The following is a 23,295-nucleotide window of genomic DNA, read 5'->3' on the forward strand; positions in this document are numbered from 1 at the left end:
GAAGGGGCGATCCGGACCGCTCACTCACGAAAGGAGCCGGCGCCGATTAAGGGAAAAGCTCGAACGCCGGGCGTCACTTCTTCGTTGCCGGGCGGGTTATTTCGGCGTCGCCATAGGCGGGAGCGAGGGGCGCACCCTTGGCATAGTCGATCAGCAACCGGAAATAGCCGGGGGTGAAGCGGGTCGACACGCGCGATCCGTCGGGCGCGGTCTCGAATTCGGTCATGCCATGTTCGGCCTTGGGAAAGACGGCGAGGGTGATCGGCCGGCCTGCGGCGATCAGGCCCTTGATCCGCCGCGCGGTCTCGCCGGCCGGCGCATCGATATCCTGCCCGCCGAGCGCCCAGAGCTGCGGCACGCCCACCGCGCGGAGCGTCGGCATCGGGTCGTAGTGGACGGGAGTGCCGAACCGATAGACCTGCCCCTTGGTCCGGATCTCTTCGGCGGTCATGCCGAGGATAAGGTGGGTGTAATTGCCGTAGACATCCTTGTACCACGGCTCGTCGCGATAGCGTGCGCGTACCGCATCGAGTTCCTCGATCCCGTCGGTCATCCCGCTTGCGAAGATGCGGGTCGTCGCGGCGCCGATTTCCTGCGCCTTGGCGATCACGTCGGGGCCATAGCCCTTGAGCCCCATCTGAAAGGCGATGGCTTCGCGATCCTCGTCGGCGACCGACACCGCGAGGCCGAAGCTGACGATCAGGAAGTCGACCTGCGTCCGCGTCGCCGCGAGCGGCGCGATCCAGCCGCCCTGGCTCGGCCCCTGAAAGCCGAAGCGCGCGCCGCGCGCGCCAGCCATCCGCCGCGTCTCGGCGAGCGCGGCGACGGCGTCGTCGGCGAGCAGAGAAAAAACCTGTGTATATTTGTCGCCCGACGCGCCGGTGCCGCGCTTGTCATAGACGAAGGCGCCGATGCCCGCGGCGGGAAGCATGCGCTGCAGCGCATTGGTATCGCGCGCCGAGGTGAACTCCGCGCCGTGAAGCAGCACGACGATCGGGACGGGGCCGTCGCCGGGCGGCATCACCAGCCGGCCGGCGAGGCGGGTGCCGTGGCTGGTGAAGCTGGTCTCGCGCGTTTCGAGCGGGATTTGACGCCCGACGCGCTCGCCGAACTGCATCGTCTTTGCGGCGCAGTCGAACCGGACCGTCAGCCCGTCGGGGCGCCCCGTCCAGCCGGCGGTGCCGGCCCAGTGATCGCCATCGCGTTTCAACTCGCCGCTCGCCCCGTCGAAGCCGCGCCAGCGCAGCGCGCCTTCGCTGGCCGCGGCGACATCGATGACGCTGCCGTCGGACAGACGATAGGCACCTTGGGCGCAGTCGGTTTCGGCCGCGGCGGCCGGGGCTGCGACGAGCAAGGCGGCGATCAGGGCGGCCAGATGCCGGGGAATGGGGTTGCCGCGAAGCATGGATTGGACTGCCAGCATGAGGTCTCTCACCCGAAAGATGCGAAAGATAGGCAAGGATGCGCTTCCCGTTGGGTTCATCATGGTGCGGACGGCGGGACTTGAACCCGCATGACACTAGGCCGGCAGATTTTAAGTCTGCTGCGTCTACCGATTTCGCCACGTCCGCGCGGGGTTTGGTCAAGCCGATGGGCCGGTGGAGGTCAAGCGATGTTTGGCGCTTCACGCGATGCGGCGGCTCGGCTAAACGCATGGCATGACAGTGGTTCTCCAGATTTCCGGCCTCGGAAAAACCTATAAGAGCGGTCACAAAGCACTGAGCGACGTCGACCTATCGATCAACAAGGGCGAGATTTTCGCGCTGCTCGGGCCGAACGGCGCGGGCAAGACCACCACCATTCTGATGTTGCTGGTCTTGCCCGCGCCGTTGATGATCAGCATCGTCTGCGGCATCGTCACGCCGAGCGCGGGAACGGTGACCGTCGGCGGACATGATCATGCCCGCGATTACCGCGCGGCGCGCTCGCTGATCGGGCTGGTGCCGCAGGAACTGCACACCGATGCGTTCGAAACGGTGCTGGCGACGGTGAGTTTTTCGCGCGGCCTGTTCGGCAAGCCCAAGGACCCGGCGTTCATCGAACAATTGCTCAAGGACCTGTCGCTGTGGGACAAGCGCGCGTCGAAGATCATGGAATTGTCGGGCGGCATGAAGCGCCGCGTGATGATCGCGAAGGCGCTCTCCCACGAACCCGAAATCCTGTTTCTCGACGAACCGACCGCGGGCGTCGACGTCGAACTGCGCCGCGACATGTGGAACATGGTGCGGTCCTTGCGCGAACGCGGGGTCACGATCATCCTCACCACCCATTATATCGAGGAGGCCGAGGAAATGGCCGACCGCGTCGGGGTGATCACCGGCGGGCGGCTGATTCTGGTCGAGCAGAAGGATGAACTGATCAAGAAACTCGGGCGCAAGACGCTGACGCTCAATCTCGTCGATCCGTTGACGGCGATCCCCGATGAACTGGCGCAGTGGAAGCTCGAACTGGCGGGCGAGGGCAATGAGCTGGTCTATGAATTCGACAGCCGCGCCGAAGCGACCGGCGTGCCCTCGCTGCTGCGGCGGATGACCGACATCGGGGTGCAGTTCAAGGATCTGCACACAAGGCAAAGCTCGCTCGAGGATATTTTCGTGGGGCTGGTGCATGAATCGAACGGTGCGAAAGGAGAAGCCGCATGACCGCGAACTGGCGCGGCGTGCGCGCGATCTACGCTTTCGAAATGGCGCGCTTCGGGCGCACCTTCTGGACCAGCCTGATGCTGCCGGTGATCACCACCGCGCTCTATTTCGTCGTCTTCGGATCGGCGATCGGCAGCCGGATGGCCGAGGTCAGCGACGTCCCCTATGGCGCCTTCATTGTCCCCGGGCTGATGATGCTGACGATGTTCACCGAAAGCATCAGCAACGCGTCGTTCGGCATCTATATGCCCAAATGGACGGGGACGATCTACGAAATGCTGTCGGCGCCGCTGTCGCCGCTGGAGACCGTGATCGCTTATGTCGGCGCGGCGGCGACAAAGTCGGTGGTCATCGGTTCGATCATCTTTGCGACCGCGCACCTGTTCGTCGATGTGCAGGTCGCGCACCCGCTGCTGATGGCCGCCTTCATGGTCCTGATGGCGGTGACCTTTTGCCTGTTCGGCTTCATCATCGGCATCTGGGCGCAAAGCTTCGAGCAGCTTCAGGTCATCCCGATGCTCGTCATCTATCCGCTGACCTTTTTAGGCGGCGCCTTCTACTCGCTCGACATGCTGCCCGCCGCGTGGCGGACGGTGACGCTGTTCAATCCCGTCGTCTATCTGATCAGCGGCTTCCGCTGGACCTTCTTCGGCAAGGGCGACGTCGGGATCGAGGTCAGCATGGGCGCGGTCACGCTCTTCCTGGCGCTATGCCTCGGCGTGATCTTCTGGGTGTTCCGGACGGGGTATCGGCTGAAGAATTGAGCGCCGAGCAAAGAAATAACGTCATTGCGAGCGTAGCGAAGCAATCCAGGGCGGTTTACGCACCTCTGGATTGCCGCGTCGCCTTCGGCTCCTCGCAATGACGAGATCGGTGCAAGTGATTGAAGCTCAGCTGTTCAGCCGCTCGCGCATTTCCTTGCCCGGTTTGAAATAGGGCACGTTTTTCGCCTTCACGTCGACGGCCGCCCCGGTGCGGGGGTTGCGGCCGGTGCGCGATTCGCGCGCGCGGGTCGAGAAGGCGCCGAAGCCGCGCAGTTCGACGCGGCCGCCCGCCGCGAGCTGATCGACGATGGAATCGAAGAAGGTGTCGACGATGCGCTCGACTTCCTCGAGCCGCAAATCGCTGTTTTCGCTCGCGATCTTTTGAACCAGTTCTGACCGGATCATGTGCTTCCCCTAATATACAGTCACGCATTCCCCGCCGAAGCGAGGTTCCGGTCGTTGCCGGCCCATGGTGCGTGAGACCCCTCCCAACGCGTCCGCTAAGGTATCACGAATCGCGGTCCGGTCAAAAATATATCACGACAAGAAAAAGGCCCGCAGAGGGACACTCTGCGGGCCTTTTCTGTTGCCTGACGGCGAGAAGGAGGATCAGTCCTTCTTGCCGGCCTTCAGCGCTTCGCCGAGGATGTCGCCAAGCGACGCACCCGAGTCCGACGAGCCGTACTGCGCGACGGCTTCCTTCTCTTCGGCGATCTGCATCGCCTTGACCGAGAAGTTCGGCTTTTTCGAACGGTCGAAACCGATGACCATCGCGTCGAACTTCTGGCCGACCTGATAGCGTTCGGCGCGCTGTTCGTCGCGGTCGCGGCCAAGGTCGGCGCGCTTGATGAAGCCGGTGGCGCCATCTTCGCCGGCCTGCACTTCGAGGCCATTGTCGCGGACTTCGAGGACCGTGACGGTGACGATGTCGTTTTTCTTCACCGAACCCGCGGCGCTGACGCCGCCGCCGACGGCCGGAGCGCCCTTTTCAAGCTGCTTGATGCCGAGGCTGATGCGTTCCTTTTCGACATCGACGTCGAGGACGACAACCTGCACGCTCTCGCCCTTGCGGTGGAGGTGCAGCGCTTCTTCGCCCGAGATGCCCCACGCGATGTCCGACATGTGGACCATGCCGTCAACGTCGCCCGGCAGGCCGACGAACAGACCGAATTCGGTCGCGTTCTTGACTTCGCCTTCGACGACCGAGCCGACCGGGTGGGCTTCCGCAAAGGCGCCCCAGGGGTTCGACTGGGCCTGCTTGAGACCGAGCGAAATGCGGCGCTTGTCGCTGTCGACTTCGAGGACGATGACGTCGACTTCCTGGCTCGTCGAAACGATCTTGCCGGGGTGGACGTTCTTCTTGACCCACGACATTTCGCTGACGTGGACCAGGCCTTCGATGCCGGCTTCGAGTTCGACGAACGCGCCGTAATCGGTGATGTTCGTGACCGTGCCGGTGAGCTTCGCGCCGACCGGATATTTGGCGGCGACGCCTTCCCACGGATCGCTTTCGAGCTGCTTCATGCCGAGGCTGATGCGCTGCGTGTCGCGGTTGATGCGGATGATCTGGACGCGGACTGTGTCACCGATGTTGATGACTTCGCTCGGGTGGTTGACGCGCTTGTAGCTCATGTCGGTGACATGGAGCAGGCCGTCGATGCCGCCGAGGTCGACGAACGCACCATAATCGGTGATGTTCTTGACCGCGCCTTCGATGATCTGGCCTTCTTCGAGGTTCTGGATCAGGCCCGAACGCTGTTCGGCGCGCGTTTCCTCGAGGATGGCGCGGCGCGACACGACGATGTTGCCGCGGCGGCGATCCATCTTGAGGATCTGGAACGGCTGCGGCAGGTCCATGAGCGGGCCGACGTCGCGCACGGGGCGGATGTCGACCTGGCTGCCCGGAAGGAAGGCCACGGCGCCGCCGAGGTCGACGGTGAAGCCGCCCTTGACGCGGCCGAAGATGACGCCTTCGACGCGGGCTTCCTTGTTGAATTCTTCTTCGAGGCGGTCCCAGGCGGCTTCGCGGCGCGCACGGTCGCGCGAGAGCATGGTTTCGCCATTGGCGTTTTCGACGCGGTCGACATAGACTTCGACTTCGTCGCCGACGTTGAGGTCGGCCTTCTGGCCCGGCATCGCGAATTCGCGAAGCGGCACGCGGCCTTCGCTCTTCAGGCCGATGTCGATCACTGCCAGGTCGTTTTCGATCGCGGTCACGGTGCCCTTGACGACGCGGCCTTCAAAGCCGCCATCAGCACCACCCAGCGATTCGTCGAGCATCGCGGCGAAATCGTCGCGCGACGGAAAAGCCGTAGAGGCCATAGAGTGTCTTCCTTACTTCATTTGTTCCGGCCAAGCGGTTGGTTCCGCTGGTCTTGTGGCCGATCCGTCCCGTCCGCCGGATGCGAGGCGGGACATCGTCGGGGCGCTCGAAAGGCGAGACACGGGCAAAGCAAAAAGGGCGCGACGAGTGCGTCCCGTCACGCCCGGCGCTCGACATGCAAGCGACGGCTCATCCGTGCCTCGACCGGCAAAGCGCCCGTCGGACGGCGCGCATATAGGCGCGCGGGGGCGGCTCGGCAAGGGAAAAGGCCGTTCCGCGTGAACCATTCTCTTCTCTGCGGCCTCCGCGCTTCTGCGCGAATATTCCGTCAGTCGCGCCCCTCGACTTTGCCTTCGACGAAGGCGATCGCCGCCGCGATCGCCGCGTCGCGGTCGAGCGTGGTGTTGTCGAGCAGCAGCGCATCCGCGGCGCGGAGCAGCGGTGCGTCGGCGCGGCCGGTGTCGCGGGCGTCGCGGGCGTGGATGTCGGCGAGGACGGCTTCATAGCCGACCTCCACGCCGCGCCCCAGCATCTCGGCATGGCGGCGGCGGGCGCGTTCCTCGGGGGTGGCGGTCACGAACAGCTTGGCGTCGGCGTGCGGCGCGATCACCGTGCCGATGTCGCGCCCGTCGAGCACCGCGCCGCCGGGCTGGTTCGCGAAATCGACCTGCCGCTGGAACAGGGCGCGGCGCACGGCGGGATGCACCGACACGCGGCTCGCGAGCCCGCCGGTGGTTTCATAGCGCAGCGCCGGATCATCGAGCAGGCTGTCGGGAAAGTCGCACGCGGCGAGCGCATCGTCGGCATCGTCGGCATCGCCGTGGTTGAGCTGCGTCTGATAACCGACCGCGCGATAGAGTAGCCCGGTGTCGAGCACGGGCAGGCCGAAATGTGTCGCGAGCGCGCGGGCGATCGTGCCCTTGCCCGACGCGGTGGGGCCATCGACCGCGATGATCATTGCTGCAGGCTCGCGAGCAAGGCTTCGAAATTGGGGAAACTCGTCGCGACCGGCGCCATGTCGTCGATCGTCACCGGCGCCTTGCTGACGAGCCCCGCGACCGCGAAGCTCATGCAGATGCGGTGGTCGAGGTGGCCGGCGATGGTTGCGCCGCCCGTCAGCGGATCGCCGCCGGTGCCGTCGATGACGAGGCCGTCCTCGCTCTCCTCGACGCGCGCGCCGATCGCTTGCAAGCCGGTCGCCATGACGGCCAGGCGGTCGCTTTCCTTGACGCGCAATTCGTCGAGCCCGGTCGTCACCGTGCGCCCCTCGGCGAGCGCGGCGGCGATGAACAGGATCGGAAATTCGTCGATCATGCTCGGCGCTACGGCGGGATCGACGTCGATGCCCTTGAGGTTGCTGTGGCGGACGCGCAGGTCGGCGACGGGCTCGCCTCCGACTTCGCGCGCATCGAGAAGGAGGATGTCGCCGCCCATCTGCTGGAGCACCTCGACAAGCCCCGCGCGGGTAGGGTTGAGGCCGACATTGGCGATGGTGACGTCCGATCCGGGGACGAGCAGCGCCGCGACCATGAAGAAGGCGGCCGACGAGGGATCGCCCGGGACGATAATCGTCTGCGGCTTCAATTCGGCCTCGCCGCGGATGCGGATATGGCGCGTGCCTTCGCCGTCGGTCTCGACCGTCAACTCGGCGCCGAAGCCCCGGAGCATCCGCTCGCTGTGGTCGCGGGTCGGTACGGGCTCGATCACCTCGGTGATGCCGGGCGTGTTGAGCCCCGCGAGCAGCACGGCGCTCTTCACCTGCGCCGACGCCATCGGCAGGCGGTAGGAAAGAGGGACGGCGGGGGCGAGGCCGCGGATCATCAGGGGAAGGCGGCCGCCGGGCGAAGCCGAGATGTCGGCGCCCATCTGCGACAGCGGGTCGATGACGCGGCCCATCGGGCGGCCCGACAGGCTGGCGTCGCCGGTGAAGGTGGCGGTGATCGGATGGCTCGCGACCAGCCCCATCAAGAGGCGCGTCGAGGTGCCGCTGTTCCCCATGTCGAGGGCCTCGCGCGGTTGGAGCAAGCCGCCGACGCCGACGCCGTGGATGCGCCATTCGCCGTCGTCCCGGCGCTCGATGCTTGCGCCCATCGCGCGCATCGCAGCGGCGGTCGCGAGCACGTCATGCCCTTCGAGCAGCCCGGTGACGCGGCTTTCCCCGACGGCGAGCGCCGACAGCATCAGTGCGCGGTGCGAGATGCTCTTGTCCCCCGGGATCGCGATCCTGCCTTTGAGCGGAGCGGAAGCAGAAAAGGCGCGCGGGCTGGCGGTTCGATCGGTCATGGCGTGCGGCTTTTGACAGCGGCCTTGCAATCTGGCAAGGCGCACGCCGATTTGGCGGATAGCTATTCAGGCGCCGCCGCTTTTCCAATATTTCTATCCTGTTTTCAAAATATTATGAGGCGTTTATGATCAAGGCTGAATGGGGCACGAAGCGCAGCTGCCCGAAATGCGCCACCCGATTCTATGATTTGACCAAGGACGATCCGATCAGCTGTATCAATTGCGGCTATAGCTGGATCCCGGAATCGGTGCTGAAATCGAAGCAGCCGATGCCGTTCGAAGAGGCCGAGAAGCCCGGCAAGGCCACGAAGGAAGAGGCCGCGGCGGACGAGGATCTGGATCTGGACGTCGATGTCGACGAGGACAGCGATTCGCCCGACAATGATGTCGATCTGGGCGGCGACGACGATCTGGGCGTCGCGACGGGCGACGACGAGGACGACGAAAGCTGATAATAACCGGGTTTTGATTTCGGGGGGCCAAAAAAGCATCGAAAGATGATTTGGCCCCTTGCATCACGCGGCGGCGCTGCTAAAGGCGGCGTCCCGGTCGCAGCAGCCAGATATTGGCGAGGGCGGCACGCGAAATGGCACGGGGCCTTAGCTCAGCTGGGAGAGCGCCTGCATGGCATGCAGGAGGTCAGCGGTTCGATCCCGCTAGGCTCCACCATTTACCAAAAAGGCCCGCGAAAGCGGGCCTTTTTTGTTGTGCTGGGGCGACGGCAGCGGCTATTCGGCCGCCTCTTCCTTGTCGAACAAGGGTTCCATCTTGATCGGGTCGGCGAGGGTGATGCGGTCGAGGATCGACGCGGTATCGTCGCGGACGCGGAGCATCAGGCTGCGCAGGCGGCATTCCGACTCGGGCAGGCAATTCTTGCAATGTTCGTGCGCGTTGCGCGCCGCGCAGGGGACGAGCGCGAGTGAGCCGCGCGTCAGGCGGACGAGGTCGCCATAGCTGATGTCGATCGGCGGCAGCGCAAGCTGATAGCCGCCGTCGCGCCCGCGCTGCGAGATGAGCAGGCCCTCGCGCGCCATTTCGGACAGGATCACGGTCAGGAATTTGGGCGGAATATTCTGCGCATCCGCAATGTCCGCGAGCTGCACCTGCCCCTTGCCCCAATGGTCGGCAAGGTGCTGGAACGCGCGGATCGTATAGCGGGTCTTCTGCGAGAGCATGGCGGCGTTACTGTGACATATTCGACCTTAATTCAACCTGTCTGGATGACAAATGTTGCACGGTTGATGAAAATCACAGCGGGTGGCATGAACCGTCCTTATAAAAGGTCGCATGGTGGCCCGGAACCGGGCGCGACAAGGGTGGACAGGATGATGCGGAAATTATTGGCGACTCCCGCCGTGCTGGCGGCGTGCCTGCTTGCGGTGGCGCCCGCGCAGGCGCAGTTCGGCAGCCTGCTTCGCAAGGTGACGACCCCGGCGCCCAAGCCGAGCGAGGACGACAATGGCGGCTGTCCCAAGGGCAAGAAGGGCAGCGGCATCGGCCGCAACATATTGGGCAATGTCATCAACGACGCGGTCGGCGACGTGGCGAGCAAGGCCGGCGTTTATTCCTATGTGCCGATTGCCGAGGTGAGCGGGACGCTGACCGACGCGATCGCCTGCCGCCTCGACCCCGCCGAGCAGGTGCAGGCGGCGGCTGCGACCGAGGAGGCAACGCGCGGTGAAGAGGTCGGCGCGACCGCGAACTGGACGAGCGAGACGCGCGCGAACGTCAGCGGGTCGTCGACCGTCGCGGCGAAGAACGAACTCGCCGACGGCACCCAGTGCATGAACGTCACCGACATCATCATCGTCGAGGGCGAGGAAACGCGCGTGTCGAAGCGGATGTGCAAGGGGCCGGGACAGGCGCGCTATGTCCTTGCCGCGTAAATTCGTTCGTATCGCGGCCGCCGCCGGGCTGATTGCGTGTCTGACCGGTGCTGCCAAGCCTGCGCTCGATCCCGCGAACCCGACCTGTCCGCTGAACCCCGACTGGTCGGCTCATCCCGCGATGAAGCTGACCCCGGTCGTCAAGAAGGGCGGCAAGGTGTTGCTCGCCGAAGGGCGGATCGACGCGGGCTTGCCCGAGCGGCTGAAGGCCGTGCTTGCCGCCAATCCCGACATCGGCGAAGTCTGGCTGCGCTCGCCCGGGGGCGATGCGCGCGCGGGCAATGCGGCGGGACGGATCATCCGGTCGAACTTCGGCCTGACGACGCGCATTCCGGCGGGCTGGGCCTGTTTCAGCGCGTGCAATTTCGTCTTCATGGGCGGCCAGCCGCGCGTGATCGACCCCGGCGGCCTGTTCATCGTCCATATGTTCACGCGCACCGGCGACCGCAGCACGATCGACATGAGCGTCGCGATGGGCACCGACGCGACCAAGGAACTGATCGGCGACATTGAACAGGACGCCGCGCTGCTCGCCAGCGAAGACAATGATTTCCTGATCCGCATGGGGGTGTCGCGCAAACTGCTGACCGAAGTGATGTATCAGCAAAAGGCGCTCGCCAATGCCGACGACAAGTCGACGCGCCGCTGCCTGACGCAGGCCGAGGTCAAGACCTATAACGTTGCAAATAACAACGAATAGGATAGGCTCTCCTCAAAATAGGAGAGGCTGCCATGAACGAGATGACGCACGATCACGCCAAATTCCGCTCGATGATCGACGGGACGCAGGAGGATTGGGACATCATCGCGCGCGAACAGAAGGAGTTCGCGCCGAACAACGGCAAGCGCATCCTCGAGCATCTGAAGCTGCTCGGCGGCGATTATGGCGGCTTTCCGGTCGACCGGCTCGAACATTGCCTGCAGACCGCGACGCGCGCGCATCGAGACGGGCGCGACGAGGAATATGTCGTGATGGCGCTGCTTCACGACATCGGCGACACGCTCGGCGCGTTCAATCATCCCGACGTCGCCGCAGCGATCCTCAAACCCTTCCTGTCAGAAGAGAATCTCTGGATCGTCCAGCATCACGGCATCTTCCAAGGCCATTATTTCTTCCATTATCTCGGGCTCGACCGCGACATGCGCGACCAGTTCCGCGATCATCCTTATTATGCGGCGTGCGCCGAATTCTGCGAAAAATATGACGCGCCGGCGTTCGACCCCGACTATGACAGCGAACCGCTGGAATTCTTCGAGCCGATGGTGATGCGCCTCTGCTCCTATCCGCGCACGAGCATCTACAAGAAGGCGATGGTCGAGGAAGCGGCGGAATAGGGCGGACCAACCCAATTTTCTTGTCATCCCGGCGAAGGCCGGGATCTCGACCAAGGCTCTTGACGCAAGGGTGAGACCCCGGCCTTCGCCGGGGTGACGCCCTTTTACGGTCCGCCTACTTCCCCTTGAATTCGGTCTTGCGCTTCTGCTGGAACGCCATGATGCCTTCCATCGCGTCGGCGGTGCCGCCGGCGACGAACTGGCCCTTGGCCTCGGCGTCGAGCGTGGCCGAATAATCCTGCGACAGCCCCTCGCGCAGTATCTTGCGCATCGTGCCGAGTGCCACCGTCGGCCCGTTCGCGAGCCGCGCCGCGAGCGCCTTCGCTTCGGCCATCAGGTCGGCATCGTCGACGCATTTATAGATCATGCCCCAGTCGGCGGCCTGCTCGCCCGAAATCTTCTCGCCCAGCATCATCATCTGCAGCGCGCGCGGCACGCCGACCAGGCGCGGCAGCAGCCACGACGAGCCGCCGTCGGGGACGAGGCCGATGTTGACGAAGGCCTGGAGGAAATAGGCGCTCTTGCCCGCGATGGTGAAATCGCCCGACAAGGCAAAGCTGCACCCGACGCCCGCCGCGGGGCCGTTGACCGCGACGACGACGGGAATGTCGAGGTTCGCAAGCGCGAGCAGCATCGGATTGTAATGGCCGCGCAGCGCGCTGCGGCTGCGCGCTCCGCCGCCGACCGCGCCGCCCGACCGGTCGCCCGCAAGGTCGGCGCCCGAGCAGAAGCCGCGCCCTTCGCCCGTGATCAGCAGCGCGCGCGCCCCGAGCCCCGGCAGATGGTCGAGCGCCGCGCGAATATCATCGGCCATCGCGGGGGGCATCGAATTGAGCCGGTCGGGGCGGTTCAGCGTGATCGTCGCGACATTGTCGGCGAGTTCGAGCCTGATCGTGTCGAAGGTCGGAAGGGTCATGGGGAAATATCCTCTCGCGGGTGCTTTACCTTTACGTTCACGTAAAGTTGTGGCGCATTTGCGGGGGGAGCGCAAGGGGGAAGGGGGCAGGGGAAAGACTGATTTCGACCGAAACTAGCCGTCGCCCCCGCGAAGGCGGGGGCCGCCAGCGGCCTTGATCAGCGGTGTTGCGTAAACCGACAGCGGCCCCCGCCTTCGCGGGGGCGACGGTTATAGGCAACGTCCGCTCCCCACCCCAATGCCGCCATCTATTCCCCGCCCAGCCTTACGAAGCGCATGGCGCCCTCGGCGCGATACAGGGTCAGCCCGCGCGCGGTCTTTTCCGCGCAGGCGCCGTTGAAATCGACGACGCCGATGTCGTTGGGCTCGATGATCACGTGCAGCTTGCCGCCGTCGGCCTCGGCCAGTTCGAAGCGCGGGGCGGAGATGCCGTAGATCGGCTCACGAACATCGACCCAGCGCGGGATGCGATTATCGTCCTCGGGCATCGTCCAGCCGTCATATTGGGTATAGCCGTCGATGGGCGTACTGCTGTCAAAGCCGATGGTGAAATCGACGCCGGCGATGGTCCGGCCGTTCGGCCAGGTGACGACGATGGTGGGCACCGCGCCGTCGATCTCGCCGAGAGTGCCTTTCGACATCGCCGGCGGCACCGGTTTCGGCTCGGTCGTCAGGCAGACGCGCTCGCCGCGCATCTCCCAGCGCCCCTCGGCGCGTTCGTCGAGCGCGCCCGCGGCGAGCATATATTGAAAGCGCCCGTCGCTGCGGATCAGCAGCCAGCCGCCGACATCCGGCCCCTCGGAAAGAGCATATTCGCCGACGAAGGGTGAATCCTGCGCGACGGCAGGGGTAGCGGTCAGGGCGGCGGCGAGGAGCAGGGTTCGCATGGGGCGATCATGCGTTCGCCGCGGCGCGGGCGCCAGCCCCTTTCCACTTGCCCCGCCACCTGCTAGGCGCCCGCGCCATGTCCCAGAAGCACCCCGAACGCCGCACCTTCGCCATCATCTCGCACCCCGACGCGGGCAAGACGACGCTGACCGAGAAATTGCTCGTCGCGGGCGGCGCGATCCATATCGCGGGCGAGGTGAAGGCGCGCGGCGCGGCGCGGCGCGCGCGCTCCGACTGGATGAAGATCGAACAGCAGCGCGGCATTTCGGTGACCTCGTCGGTGATGACCTTCGAGCATCGCGGGCTGATCTTCAACCTGCTCGACACGCCGGGACACGAGGATTTCAGCGAGGATACCTATCGCACTCTCACCGCCGTCGACAGCGCGGTGATGGTGATCGACGCCGCGAAGGGTATCGAACCGCAGACGCTGAAGCTGTTCGAGGTGTGCCGCCTGCGCTCGGTCCCGATCATCACCTTCATCAACAAGGTCGATCGCGAGGGACAGACGCCGTTCGAGCTGCTCGACGAGGTCGCCGACCGGCTCGCGCTCGACGTCTGCCCGATGAACTGGCCCGCGGGGATGGGCGGGCAGTTCGAGGGCATCTACGACCTCGTCGACCCCGCGCTTATGGTGCCCGGCGGCGATGCGTCGCGCATGTATGAGGGCGAACGGATCGCGGTCGAGGGGCTCGACGACCCGCGCCTCGCGGCGAAGCTCAGCGCCCCGGCGCTCGCGCTGCTCAAGGAAGAGACCGAGCTGGCGTCGGCCTGCTATGCGCCCTTCGACGGTGCGGCCTACCGGAATGGCGACCTGACGCCGGTCTTCTTCGGCTCGGCGCTCAAGGAATTCGGCGTCGTCGACCTGCTCGCGGGGCTGGCCGACCATGCGCCGGGGCCGCAGCCGCAGCCCGCCGAGCCCGCGCCGGTGCAGCCGGGCGACGACGCCGTCACCGGCTTCGTGTTCAAGGTGCAGGCGAACATGAACCCCGCGCACCGCGACCGCATCGCCTTCATGCGCCTCTGTTCGGGCAAGTTCGAGCGCGGCATGCGGCTGATGCAGGGCGGCACGGGCAAGGCGATCGCGATCAGCCGCCCGATGCTCTTCCTCGCGCAGGACCGCGAGATGGCCGAGGAAGCGTTTCCGGGCGACATCATTGGCATTCCGAACCATGGCACGCTGCGCGTCGGCGATACGCTGTCCGAACGCAGCGACATCATGATCACCGGCTTGCCCAATTTCGCCCCCGAAATATTGCGCCGCGTCGCGCTCGTCGATCCGACCAAGACGAAACAGCTCAGGAAGGCGCTCGACGACATGGCCGAGGAGGGGATCATCCAGGTCTTCTACCCCGAGATCGGCGCGAACATGATCGTCGGCGTCGTCGGCCAGCTGCAACTCGACGTGCTGATCAGCCGATTGGAGGCCGAGTATAAGGTCGAGGCGAAGCTCGAACAGTCGCCGTGGGACACCGCGCGCTGGATCGCGAGCGACGATGCCGCGGCGCTCAAGGCGTTCCAGGCCGACAACCGCGGCGCCGCGGCGACCGACCGTGACGGCGCGCCGGTGTTCATGGCGAAGGATGCGTGGGAAGTCGGCTATGTGACCCAGCGCAACCCGTCGATTCGCTTCACCGCGACGAAGGAGCGGGTGTTCGCCGACGCGGGTTGATCGAACCCGCTAACTCCGCCACCATGACGTCATTGTCGGCCGAGGTGGGGGGTATCGATGCGCGGATGGATTTTGGCGATCGCGGCGATCGCGGGGAGCGTGCCGGGCGTAGCGGCGGCAGAGGCGATCGAGTTGCCGATCGTCCCGGGCTTCTGGACCAACGACACCGAAAAATGTGCGAGCGTCCATCACGGCTATGTGTTCGACGGAACACGCTGGGGGGCGCTCTATTATTATGGACCCGGCGGCACCATGGGCCCCGCCGCCGAACTCCAGCCGATCACCCAGACGCGCACCGTCGAGGACGGTTTCACCCAGATGCAGTTCGGCGGCTATGACGGCGCGGGCTATTTCCGCGTGAAGCCGCTGGGAACCGACCGCGCGCTCTATCGTGTCGGGGCGCCGTTTCGCGAGCAGATACAGGTGATGGACGAGCCATTGATCCGCTGCGATTTCAAGGCGCTGTCGCCTAAAATGCAAGCGGCGCTGCGGCGCCACGCGCCCAATCTGGCGGTCAGATAAGGCTTAGCAAATCGGCGGGCGTCGCGGGCGCTTCCTCGCCATCCTCCTCCCCCTCGAACTTGCTCAGCGTCACGCCGAGCAGGCGGATACCCTGTTCGGTAGGGAGCAGCGGGCCGAGAATTGCTTCGCCCGCCGCGAGCAGCGAATTGCCGTCGAGGATGGGTGAGGGGACCGATTTCGCGCGCGTGATCGTGCGGAAATCGGCGTAGCGCAGCTTCAGCGTCACCGTGCGCCCGCGCGCGTGCCTTTTCGCCGCGCGGTCCCACACCACGGTGCAGACATGCGCGAGCGCCTCGCGGATTTCGGTGTCGGTGATCAGGTCGTTGAAGAAGGTCCGCTCGCCGCCGAGCGATTTCAGCGGCCGGTTCGACCTGACGCGGCGGTGGTCGATCCCGCGCGCGAGGTTATGGAGCCATTCGGCGCTGTTGCCGAAATGCGCCGCGAGCCATGCCATGTCCTTCGCGGCGAGATCGGCGCCCGAAAAGATGCCGAGCCCCTCCATCTTCGCCGCGGTCACCGGGCCGATGCCGTGGAAGCGACGGATCGACAGCGTCTGGACGAAGGCGGCGCCGCGCCCCGGCGGGATGACGGTGAGGCCATCGGGCTTGTTCTGGTCCGACGCGAGCTTGGCGATGAACTTGTTGTAGGAGACGCCGGCCGAGGCGGTGAGGCCGGTTTCTTCGCGGATGCGCTGGCGGATCAGCTTCGCCGCCGCGGTCGCGCTTCCCAGCCGCGCCTTGTCGGCGCTCACGTCGAGATAGGCCTCGTCGAGCGACAGCGGCTCGACCTCGTCGGCATAGTCGCGGAAGATCGCGCGGATCTGGTGCGAGATGTCGCGATAGACGTCGAAGCGCGGCGGCACGAAGACGAGGCCCGGGCACTGGCGCTTGGCGGTGACGCTCGGCATCGCCGACCGCACCCCGAACTTACGCGCCTCATAAGAGGCCGCGGCAACGACGCCGCGCCGCGACGATCCGCCGACCGCGACCGGCTTTCCGCGGAGCGCCGGGTCGTCGCGCTGCTCGACCGAGGCGTAAAAGGCATCCATGTCGACATGGATGATCTTGCGGACCGGCGGAGGGTCCGCGCCATCGCCCCGACCATGATCGTCACCGTCCTGCACGGCGCATCCCTACCATGTTGCCACGATGTTCTCAACGCCGCGCTTGACGGGGGCGGATCAAACTGGCAATCGCCCTCGGCCTTGGCGATGCGGGTATAGCATAGTGGTAATGCTCTAGCCTTCCAAGCTAGCTAGAGGGGTTCGATTCCCCTTACCCGCTCCAAACATCCTGCCGCCTTTCGTCGCATTTTTCTGGACAAGCCACGGTTTTCCTTCACATTTCGCATGTGATTGGCCGAACCCACTCGCCGCGATCCGCTGAAAATCATCGGATGTCGGGGGGCGTTATGTGGGAGGCATTTCTCTTTCGGCCAATTGGAATGCCCCCACCCGTGGGGGCATTTTGACCGGAGATGGAGTGCCGTGCCGCTGGCCGACCGGGCCATAAGAAAGGCAAAACAGGCCCCAAGCCCTTTAAACTGTCCGATGGCGGCGGGCTTCGCGCAAACTCCGGCTACCCGGAAGCGCAAGAACAGCGCGCGGCGCTTTTCTGCACCGGCAGCAAGGCGGGCAGCCTGTATGACGACAAGGCCTTCGGCACGCCGAACGGGCTTGCGCTGGCCTATGTCGCCGGCCTCACCCCGACCCTGCGCGCCGACGGAAAGCTGGAGGTGAAGGGATGCAAAGCCGCGATCTTCTGCCCGACCAAGGTCTGGGCCCGCGCTCGCCGAGTATCACGGCGCAGCGCGTCGTATTGCTGTATCTCGCGGCCGAAGACTATGCGCTGTTCGAGCAGATTGCCTCTGAAATACGGAGCGAGCAGAGAAGGCCGCGGCCTCGCTGGCAAAGAGCAGGCGGTCGTTGCCATGATGGCGGCGCTTTGCCAGAGCGCGTCGCGCTCTGTATCAAAGCGTGGAACGCGTATCGCGCTGATCGGCCAATACATCTGGACCAGCGACTATAGCTGGGTCACGCGGGTTCATGGTTTCCGGCCGGATGAACAGGGCAAGCAACGCGCCGAGGAGGCAAATCGCGAACTCGTGGAAAAAGCCGCAGCTCGTGCCCATGAATTTGAGCGGAAGATTGGCGTGGCAAGCCAGGATGGAGACCACGAAGATAGGGACTACAGAGTGTCGAACAGCAATCCATCAATTCGGGTGCGGTCAATCAAACAGTCTTCCCTCCGTGGCCTGCTGAGGTCGCTGTTCGGCGAATAAACCCCGCCGCACCCGACGCGATTCGCCGGTCAGCTTGCGGCCAAAAAATGCGATGGAAAATGCAGTCCCTACCGATCAGCATCCCACTGCATCGCGGATCCGCAATTTCTTGAGTTTCAGAGACATAATCGCGAGGTTCATCTCCGAAAGAGGCCTGTCCGAAATCAGCCAAATTGCACCGTTCGAGCTGTGACTGGTCGCGCGTTGCCTTCTCCAGACAAGCCTTTCAGTTTTTGTCCTGCAAATTAGGAAATCATATATTCGCAGGATAAATCGAGAATTTTTTGACATGGTCTGAGCTCAGAAAATTGAATAAATTCAATTATCCTGCATTTGACAAAAATCAAAATTTGCAGGATAAATTGCCGATGGCGGTAAAGGTTTTTTCTGATGAGCAGGCGCGGGCGCTTATCAACTTGCGTCAGCGCTATGAAGTGTGGATCGAGGCCGAGCGTGGCCTTGCCAAGCTTCCCTATGGCCTCGCTCGGAAGGAAGTCGGAGGGCGGGCCTATCTCTATGAAATCCGCGACCGCAAGGGCAATGGGAAAAGCCTCGGCCCATGGTCGGAGGCTTTCGCCGCGAAACTCGATGCCTACCGGCGCGAGAAGGAGACGCTGAAGGCCCGTATTTCCGCAAGCAAATCCGCACTCGACGAAAGCGCTTCGATCGCACGTGCCCTGCGCGTGCCGATGATCGCTAATGAGGTCGGACCCATTTTGCGCGAGGCCGATCGGCGGGAGCTTCTCGACGGTGCGTTGCTTGTTGTCGGGACCAATGCCGTCGTCGCATACGCGCTCGAAGCTGGCGGTTTCATTCGCGATCTTCCTGACGAGACCGCCGATTTCGACCTGGCGTGGACCGAGACTGATCCGCAGCAGGACGCGCAGATCGTCTGGGACCTTTTGAAAGCCGTCGACGCGACCTTCACGGTCAATACCGAGCGCAGCTTTCAGGCACGCAATGCCAAAGCCTATGAGGTCGAAATTCTTGCGGCACCGTCGCGAGCGGCAAATATGGCGCGCACCGACAGACCACGGCCGATTCCGCTTCCCGAACAGGAATGGTTGCTTGAAGGAAGGGCGGTCGACCAAGTGGTCATCTGCCGCGACGGCAGTCCCGCGCGCATCGTCGCGCCCGATCCGCGCTGGTTTGCGCTCCAGAAGCTGTGGATGTCCGAGCAATCAAAGCGTCACCCGCTCAAACGCGGCAAGGATATGAAACAGGCCTTGCTTCTCCTCGACGCCGTCGCCGAAGCCATGCCGCACTATCCTCTCGACGAAGCATTTGAAGCGATGCTGCCCGGAGAACTCGCACCCTATTATTTGCGCTGGACCGAACAGCGCCCTGATCCTCGTTCGCCGCGTTGGTAGATCACACCGGCACTTCTCGGGAAGCCCCGCGCTCGCGAGCCTGTGACGGCAAATTTTAGGTACTCACGCGTGACGGTGCGCTACCTTCCAAACGGCATTCGCCCCCATTCGTCTACATCTGGAGCTTTATACGGCTGCAAGTGGGGGCATCTATTTTAGATTCCCGCTACCTCCAGGCACTCCCTGATATTCAGCCCGCGGGCTCGATGCCGAGCAGTTCGACCGTGAACAGCAGGGTCGCGCCGCCCGGGATCGGGCCCTTGCCGACGGGGCCATAGGCGAGCTGCCAGGGAATCGCGAACTCGACCTTGTCGCCGACGCCCATCAGCTGGACGCCTTCCTGCCAGCCGTCGATCACGCGATTGAGGGGAAAGGTGGCGGGCTCGCCGCGCGCGACCGAACTGTCGAACTCGCGGCCGTCGGCGAAGGTGCCGACATAATGGACGGTGACCCGGTCGGCCGGGCCGGGGTGGGCGCCGCTGCCGTCGCCCGCGACGCGGCGCCAGCGCAGCCCGCTCGGCGTCACGCGCCAGCCGTCGGCGCCGTGGCGCTCGGCGAGCGCCGTCATCTGCCTGTTGAGGTAGGCCGTGCCTTGTGTTGGCGCTGCCTCGTCCGGCTGAGCGTGCGCTGCGGCGGAAAGGCACAGGGCGGCGGATGCGGCTGCAAGCAGCCGGTGGGGCGATGGCATGGACATGAGACTCCCTCGAACGATGCCGAGCATAAGCGCATCGCGGACCGGATAGGCAAGGGGCTATCTGCCCGGCGGCAGGAACTTTCGCGCGCCGCCGTCGTTCTGCCTTCGTATCGATAATCAAGGATTTGAGGCGCGGCTACCGGCCGTTTTCCCGTCGAAAGCCGTGTGCTTTCGAAGCCGGCGGCGCGCGCAAGAGCAAGGAGACGTCAGATGTTCAAATGGGCTTTGATCTTCGCCGTGATCGCGCTGCTCGCCGCGGTGCTCGGCTTCGGCGGCGTCGCGGGTGCCGCCGCGGGCATCGCCAAGATCCTGTTCTTCGTCGGTCTGGCGCTTGTCGTGCTGTTCCTGATCCTCGGCTCGGCCGCCGCGCGCAAGATCAGCTGAAAAATTCGGCGCGGCGGGAACCATCCCCGTCGTGCCGCGTTTCCTCAGTCTACTGGATCGAAAGAAAAGGTAGAATCTGGTTCCTGTCTTCGGACGGAACCTAGGGAGCCCCGCCGTAGAAATACGACGGGGCTTACCTGTTTTTAGGCCGGAAACGCCGCGAGGACGCGGCGCTCGAGCACCGCGAGCGGAATACGCCCGGCGCCCAGCACCACATCGTGGAAGCGTTTGATGTCATAGCCCGGGCGCTTCGACACCGCGTCGCGCGCGCGGCTGATCGCGATCTGACCGACCTTGTACGAACAGGCCTGCCCCGGATAGACGATATAGCGGTCGATCTCGGTGCGCGACGCGCTCGGCGAATTGGACGAATTTTCGACCATATAGTCGATCGCCTGCTCGCGGCTCCATCCCATCGAATGAAGGCCGGTATCGACGACGAGACGCGACGCGCGAAAGGCATAGGAAGCGAGATAGCCGATCTTGCCGAGCGGATCGCCGTCATACATGCCGAGCTCGTCGGCGACCTGTTCGGCATAGAGGCCCCAGCCTTCGCCATAGGCGGTGACCGAGGCGGCCCGGCGATAGAGCGGCAGCTCGCTGTCCTCGAACTTCAGGGCCCCTTCGAACAAATGCCCCGGCGCGCCTTCGTGATAGGCGAGCGTGGGGAGGGTGTAGCGCGGCCATTCGGCGGTATCGCGCAGATTGATGAAGAAGATGCCGGGGCGCGAACCGTCGGGGGTTCCCGCCTGCGCCGACCCGCCGGGCGCGCCGATCTCGATCTCGGGCGGGACGCGGCGGATTTCATAGGGCGCCTTGGGCAGGTGGCTGAACACTTGCGGCAGGCGGTCGCGGACCTTGACGAGCAGGCCGTTCAAATAGGCGAGCATTTCGGCGCGGCCGGCGTCGTCGTTGGCGAACAGCTGCCCCTCGGCCTTGCCGAGCGCGTTCAGCCGGTCGCGGATGCTGCCCTTCGTATAGCCTTGCGCTTTCAGCAGTTCGTCCATCCGCGCGGTCAGATCGGCGACCTGTTCGCGGCCGATACGGTGGATTTCGGCGGCGCCGAGGCTGGTCGTCGTATGCTGCGCGAGCGTCGCGGCATAATAGGCCTCGCCATCGGGCAGGCGCGCGACCCCGGCGTCGGTGCCGGCGCGGGGCAATAATTCGGTCAGCGTGTCGATCTGGCGCGTCAGCGCGGCGCGGATCGGCCCTTCGAACACCGCCGCCGCGCGCTCGCCATAGCCCGAAAGGCCGATCGCGGCGCTGCGCTTGGCGATCGAGGCGACGAGCGTCTTGCCCGCGACGTCGCCATCGCGCAGGCGTCCGAGCTGTTGCAGCGCCTGGTCGAGGATGAAGCGCGGCGCGACGACGCCCATCGCGGCGTTGGCTTTCACGATTTCGGTATCGGCGTCGAACAGCGCCGGGATCGCCTGGAGCCGCAGCATATAGGCGTCGGCGTCGGCCTTCGTCGCGACCGGGTGCTGGCTGTCGAGAAAGGTGCTGACGCCGGTATAGAAGCCGCCGAGCTGGGTGACGCCATAGGGGCCGGGGCGATGGCCGAAGCCGCCGGTGTGATAGGTGAAGCGCGCGAGCCGCTGACGCGCGACGAGGTCGAATTCGGCGCTGTCGTGCGCGACCCGCGCCGCGTCGCCGAGCGTATCGGGGTCGATCGCGCGGACCGCGGCGAGGTCGCGGTCGATCTGCTTCGCGCGCGCTTCACGGGCGGCGGCCGACCAGTCGGGGAATTGGGCGCGGAGCGCGGCGCGGGCGCCGGTGTCGATGCCGAGCGAGGTGGCGCGCGTCGGCTCGTCGCGCAGCCCCTGTTCGAACTGCGCAGAGAGCAGCGCGTCGAGGCGCGCGTCGCCGCTTTCTTCCGCGGCTGCGGGGCCGGCGATGGCGGCGACGGCAAAGCCGCCCATCGCGGCAAGGATAGTGCGTCGATCGGGCGCGGTGTCGGTCATGCGAGTCTCCCTCCTGTCTGTGCGAGGCGAGGGTAGGGCGCGCGCGCCGTCGCCGCAACATGCTGACGCGGTTGTGAAACTTTCGGCCACCGCGCTCCGCGGCGGTCGGCTGACCCGTCCGGCTTCCGCGACGAACGGCCCGCGGGCGCGGATCGATCGGACGCGCCCGCTCGTTGACCCGGCGGTAGGGACATGTCCAGCCACGGAGAATGAAATGAATCTATGGAAGAAAACGGCAATATCTTTTGCGGCTCTGTCGGTCGTGGCCGCCCCGGTTGCGGCGTCGGCTGCGTCGAGTGCTCCCCGCGCGGCATCCGTCGCCGCGGGCGCAAATGAGCTCGAAGGCAATTCGAGCTGGATCATCGGGCTGGTCGGCTTGCTGGTCGGCGTCGGCGCGATCATCCTCGTCGCCGACAATGACGAGGATTCGCCCGTTAGCCCCTGACGCGCCGATCGAGGGGGCGGCCGCGTTTTGCCGCGCGCCGCCCCAGCCGCTTGCGCCATCATGAACGGCACGCCTTTTCTGCGACATTTTGCGACATTTTTTTGATCATCCGGCAATCGGCTGGGACAAATCGCGCCTAGAACGCCTTCATCGGGACCGGTTCTCCCCCCTTTAAGGTCCCTCGAAGGAGTTCGTTCGTGAACAAGAAAATCTCTCTTTTGACCTTGGGCGCGGCCCTGATCGCCGTGCCCGTCCTTGCAGCTCCTGGCGGCGGCGACCGCAACGCGACGCAGACCCGCGCCGAGGCGCAGACCAAGGCCGCGGAAATGTTCGCCAAGCTCGACGCCAACAAGGACGGCAAGCTCGACGCCGCCGATCGCGTCGCCAAGCGCGCCGAGCGGCAGGCAAAGATGTTCGCCAAGCTCGATGCCGACGGCAACGGCAGCATCAGCAAGGCCGAATGGGACCAGCATGGCGCCGACCGTGCGGCCAAGCGCGGTGAAAAACGTGCCGCGGCCGATGAGGCTCGCCAGGGCAAGCGTCACGGCATGCGCGGCCACCACGGCAAACGCGGCGGCCGTCACGGCATGATGATGATGGGCAAGGCCGATACCGATGGCGACAAGGCGATCAGCCAGGCCGAATTCCAGACCGCGGCGCTCGCCCGCTTCGATGCGGCCGATGCGAACAAGGACGGTCAGGTGACGCCCGAGGAACGCAAGGCGCAGCGCGAGGCGTGGAAAGCCAAGGCGGGCGAATGGCGCGCCAAGCGCGGCGCGGCCCCTTCGGCTCCGGCGAGCGAATAAGCGATTTGGCAGGGGCCTTTTTCCGGTAACGACAGGCCATCCCCCTCCCGGCATTGCCTTTGCCGCCGGTCCCTGCCAGCTATCGCCCACCGGTCCTCGCGGATCGGTGGGCGAACTAGCATGT

24 protein-coding genes and 3 tRNA genes are annotated in these 23,295 nt (G+C 65.1%); 15 read left to right on the plus strand and 12 right to left on the minus strand.

The features are described 5' to 3' along the window. Positions 1 to 73 precede the first annotated feature (73 nt). A complete protein-coding gene (locus tag QZL87_RS06485) occupies positions 74 to 1,405 on the minus strand; it encodes an alpha/beta hydrolase (protein WP_295325570.1) in 1,332 nt (443 codons plus the stop codon). A gap of 80 nt (positions 1,406 to 1,485) precedes the next feature. Next, positions 1,486 to 1,571, minus strand: a tRNA-Leu gene (locus QZL87_RS06490). Positions 1,572 to 1,658: 87 nt separating this feature from the next. Here QZL87_RS06490 and QZL87_RS06495 point away from each other — a divergent pair. Together QZL87_RS06495 and QZL87_RS06500 are read left to right on the plus strand one after the other, a co-directional pair. Further along, a complete protein-coding gene (locus tag QZL87_RS06495; protein WP_295325573.1) occupies positions 1,659 to 2,642 on the plus strand; it encodes an ABC transporter ATP-binding protein in 984 nt (327 codons plus the stop codon). After that, positions 2,639 to 3,406: an ABC transporter permease gene (locus QZL87_RS06500; RefSeq protein WP_295325576.1), complete on the plus strand. Its 768-nt coding sequence runs from the start codon at positions 2,639 to 2,641 to the stop codon at positions 3,404 to 3,406. The genes QZL87_RS06495 and QZL87_RS06500 overlap by 4 nt, the downstream gene beginning before the upstream one ends. A 126-nt stretch (positions 3,407 to 3,532) precedes the next feature. Here the strand turns inward: QZL87_RS06500 and QZL87_RS06505 are convergent, their stop codons facing one another. The 4 genes from QZL87_RS06505 to aroA all read right to left on the minus strand — a co-directional run bounded on the left by QZL87_RS06505 (position 3,533) and on the right by aroA (position 8,012). After that, positions 3,533 to 3,811, minus strand: a complete 279-nt coding sequence (locus tag QZL87_RS06505) for an integration host factor subunit beta (RefSeq protein WP_136174145.1) — start codon at positions 3,809 to 3,811, stop codon at positions 3,533 to 3,535. A gap of 204 nt (positions 3,812 to 4,015) precedes the next feature. Continuing rightward, a complete protein-coding gene (rpsA, locus tag QZL87_RS06510) occupies positions 4,016 to 5,728 on the minus strand; it encodes a 30S ribosomal protein S1 (RefSeq protein WP_295325579.1) in 1,713 nt (570 codons plus the stop codon). A gap of 329 nt (positions 5,729 to 6,057) precedes the next feature. Beyond that, a complete protein-coding gene (locus tag QZL87_RS06515) occupies positions 6,058 to 6,687 on the minus strand; it encodes a (d)CMP kinase (RefSeq protein ID WP_295325581.1) in 630 nt (209 codons plus the stop codon). Then, positions 6,684 to 8,012 (minus strand): 3-phosphoshikimate 1-carboxyvinyltransferase, encoded by a 1,329-nt coding sequence (aroA, locus tag QZL87_RS06520; RefSeq protein WP_295325584.1) that lies wholly within the window; start codon positions 8,010 to 8,012, stop codon positions 6,684 to 6,686. The genes QZL87_RS06515 and aroA overlap by 4 nt, the downstream gene beginning before the upstream one ends. Before the next feature lie 125 nt (positions 8,013 to 8,137). On the opposite strand from aroA, the gene QZL87_RS06525 reads away from it, so the two are divergent. Continuing rightward, positions 8,138 to 8,464 (plus strand): TIGR02300 family protein, encoded by a 327-nt coding sequence (locus tag QZL87_RS06525; RefSeq protein WP_295325587.1) that lies wholly within the window; start codon positions 8,138 to 8,140, stop codon positions 8,462 to 8,464. Between the two features lie 141 nt (positions 8,465 to 8,605). Next, a tRNA-Ala gene (locus QZL87_RS06530) sits at positions 8,606 to 8,681 on the plus strand. Between the two features lie 59 nt (positions 8,682 to 8,740). On the opposite strand, the gene QZL87_RS06535 is transcribed toward QZL87_RS06530, so the two are convergent. Next, positions 8,741 to 9,187, minus strand: a complete 447-nt coding sequence (locus tag QZL87_RS06535) for an Rrf2 family transcriptional regulator (protein WP_295325590.1) — start codon at positions 9,185 to 9,187, stop codon at positions 8,741 to 8,743. A gap of 150 nt (positions 9,188 to 9,337) precedes the next feature. Here QZL87_RS06535 and QZL87_RS06540 point away from each other — a divergent pair, with 150 nt between their 5' ends. From QZL87_RS06540 to QZL87_RS06550, 3 genes are read left to right on the plus strand one after another with little or no spacing between them, the layout of a single operon-like run. Next, positions 9,338 to 9,898: a hypothetical protein gene (locus QZL87_RS06540; RefSeq protein WP_295325593.1), complete on the plus strand. Its 561-nt coding sequence runs from the start codon at positions 9,338 to 9,340 to the stop codon at positions 9,896 to 9,898. Next, on the plus strand, positions 9,882 to 10,598 hold the full coding sequence (locus tag QZL87_RS06545; RefSeq protein WP_295325596.1) for a hypothetical protein: 717 nt from the start codon (positions 9,882 to 9,884) through the stop codon (positions 10,596 to 10,598). The genes QZL87_RS06540 and QZL87_RS06545 overlap by 17 nt, the downstream gene beginning before the upstream one ends. A 32-nt stretch (positions 10,599 to 10,630) precedes the next feature. Further along, complete coding sequence (locus QZL87_RS06550; RefSeq protein ID WP_295325599.1) at positions 10,631 to 11,233, plus strand: HD domain-containing protein; 603 nt, start codon at positions 10,631 to 10,633, stop codon at positions 11,231 to 11,233. A gap of 115 nt (positions 11,234 to 11,348) precedes the next feature. On the opposite strand, the gene QZL87_RS06555 is transcribed toward QZL87_RS06550, so the two are convergent. Both QZL87_RS06555 and QZL87_RS06560 read right to left on the minus strand, forming a co-directional pair. Then, complete coding sequence (locus QZL87_RS06555; RefSeq protein WP_295325602.1) at positions 11,349 to 12,149, minus strand: enoyl-CoA hydratase-related protein; 801 nt, start codon at positions 12,147 to 12,149, stop codon at positions 11,349 to 11,351. Between the two features lie 248 nt (positions 12,150 to 12,397). Further along, positions 12,398 to 13,036, minus strand: a complete 639-nt coding sequence (locus tag QZL87_RS06560) for a hypothetical protein (protein WP_295325604.1) — start codon at positions 13,034 to 13,036, stop codon at positions 12,398 to 12,400. Between the two features lie 77 nt (positions 13,037 to 13,113). Here QZL87_RS06560 and QZL87_RS06565 point away from each other — a divergent pair, with 77 nt between their 5' ends. Together QZL87_RS06565 and QZL87_RS06570 are read left to right on the plus strand one after the other, a co-directional pair. Further along, entirely contained in the window at positions 13,114 to 14,709 is a 1,596-nt protein-coding gene (locus QZL87_RS06565; RefSeq protein WP_295325606.1) for a peptide chain release factor 3, read from the plus strand. 57 nt (positions 14,710 to 14,766) lie between these two features. Continuing rightward, complete coding sequence (locus tag QZL87_RS06570) at positions 14,767 to 15,231, plus strand: hypothetical protein (RefSeq protein ID WP_295325608.1); 465 nt, start codon at positions 14,767 to 14,769, stop codon at positions 15,229 to 15,231. On the opposite strand, the gene dinB is transcribed toward QZL87_RS06570, so the two are convergent. After that, positions 15,224 to 16,354, minus strand: coding sequence for a DNA polymerase IV (dinB, locus tag QZL87_RS06575; RefSeq protein WP_295325610.1), 1,131 nt, complete (start codon positions 16,352 to 16,354; stop codon positions 15,224 to 15,226). The two genes, QZL87_RS06570 and dinB, sit on opposite strands and share 8 nt — an antisense overlap. An 89-nt stretch (positions 16,355 to 16,443) precedes the next feature. On the opposite strand from dinB, the gene QZL87_RS06580 reads away from it, so the two are divergent. The 3 genes from QZL87_RS06580 (at position 16,444) to QZL87_RS06590 (ending at position 18,881) form a co-directional block, all read left to right on the plus strand. Beyond that, positions 16,444 to 16,517: transfer RNA gene (locus QZL87_RS06580), tRNA-Gly, on the plus strand. 190 nt (positions 16,518 to 16,707) lie between these two features. Then, positions 16,708 to 17,511 (plus strand): hypothetical protein, encoded by an 804-nt coding sequence (locus QZL87_RS06585; RefSeq protein ID WP_295325612.1) that lies wholly within the window; start codon positions 16,708 to 16,710, stop codon positions 17,509 to 17,511. A 308-nt stretch (positions 17,512 to 17,819) separates the two neighbouring features. Further along, positions 17,820 to 18,881 (plus strand): GSU2403 family nucleotidyltransferase fold protein, encoded by a 1,062-nt coding sequence (locus QZL87_RS06590; RefSeq protein ID WP_295325614.1) that lies wholly within the window; start codon positions 17,820 to 17,822, stop codon positions 18,879 to 18,881. Between the two features lie 190 nt (positions 18,882 to 19,071). On the opposite strand, the gene QZL87_RS06595 is transcribed toward QZL87_RS06590, so the two are convergent. After that, on the minus strand, positions 19,072 to 19,449 hold the full coding sequence (locus QZL87_RS06595; RefSeq protein ID WP_295325616.1) for an FKBP-type peptidyl-prolyl cis-trans isomerase: 378 nt from the start codon (positions 19,447 to 19,449) through the stop codon (positions 19,072 to 19,074). 336 nt (positions 19,450 to 19,785) lie between these two features. Between QZL87_RS06595 and QZL87_RS06600 the strand changes: the two genes are divergently transcribed. Then, a complete protein-coding gene (locus QZL87_RS06600; RefSeq protein WP_295325619.1) occupies positions 19,786 to 19,959 on the plus strand; it encodes a DUF1328 domain-containing protein in 174 nt (57 codons plus the stop codon). A 143-nt stretch (positions 19,960 to 20,102) separates the two neighbouring features. Here the strand turns inward: QZL87_RS06600 and QZL87_RS06605 are convergent, their stop codons facing one another. After that, positions 20,103 to 21,920: a DUF885 family protein gene (locus QZL87_RS06605; RefSeq protein ID WP_295325621.1), complete on the minus strand. Its 1,818-nt coding sequence runs from the start codon at positions 21,918 to 21,920 to the stop codon at positions 20,103 to 20,105. Between the two features lie 262 nt (positions 21,921 to 22,182). On the opposite strand from QZL87_RS06605, the gene QZL87_RS06610 reads away from it, so the two are divergent. Both QZL87_RS06610 and QZL87_RS06615 read left to right on the plus strand, forming a co-directional pair. Further along, positions 22,183 to 22,365, plus strand: a complete 183-nt coding sequence (locus QZL87_RS06610) for a hypothetical protein (protein ID WP_295325626.1) — start codon at positions 22,183 to 22,185, stop codon at positions 22,363 to 22,365. 197 nt (positions 22,366 to 22,562) lie between these two features. Next, positions 22,563 to 23,171, plus strand: a complete 609-nt coding sequence (locus QZL87_RS06615) for a hypothetical protein (RefSeq protein ID WP_295325631.1) — start codon at positions 22,563 to 22,565, stop codon at positions 23,169 to 23,171. The last annotated feature ends 124 nt before the right edge of the window (positions 23,172 to 23,295 follow it).

The sequence above is a fragment of the uncultured Sphingopyxis sp. genome (assembly GCF_900078365.1).
GTDB lineage: Bacteria > Pseudomonadota > Alphaproteobacteria > Sphingomonadales > Sphingomonadaceae > Sphingopyxis.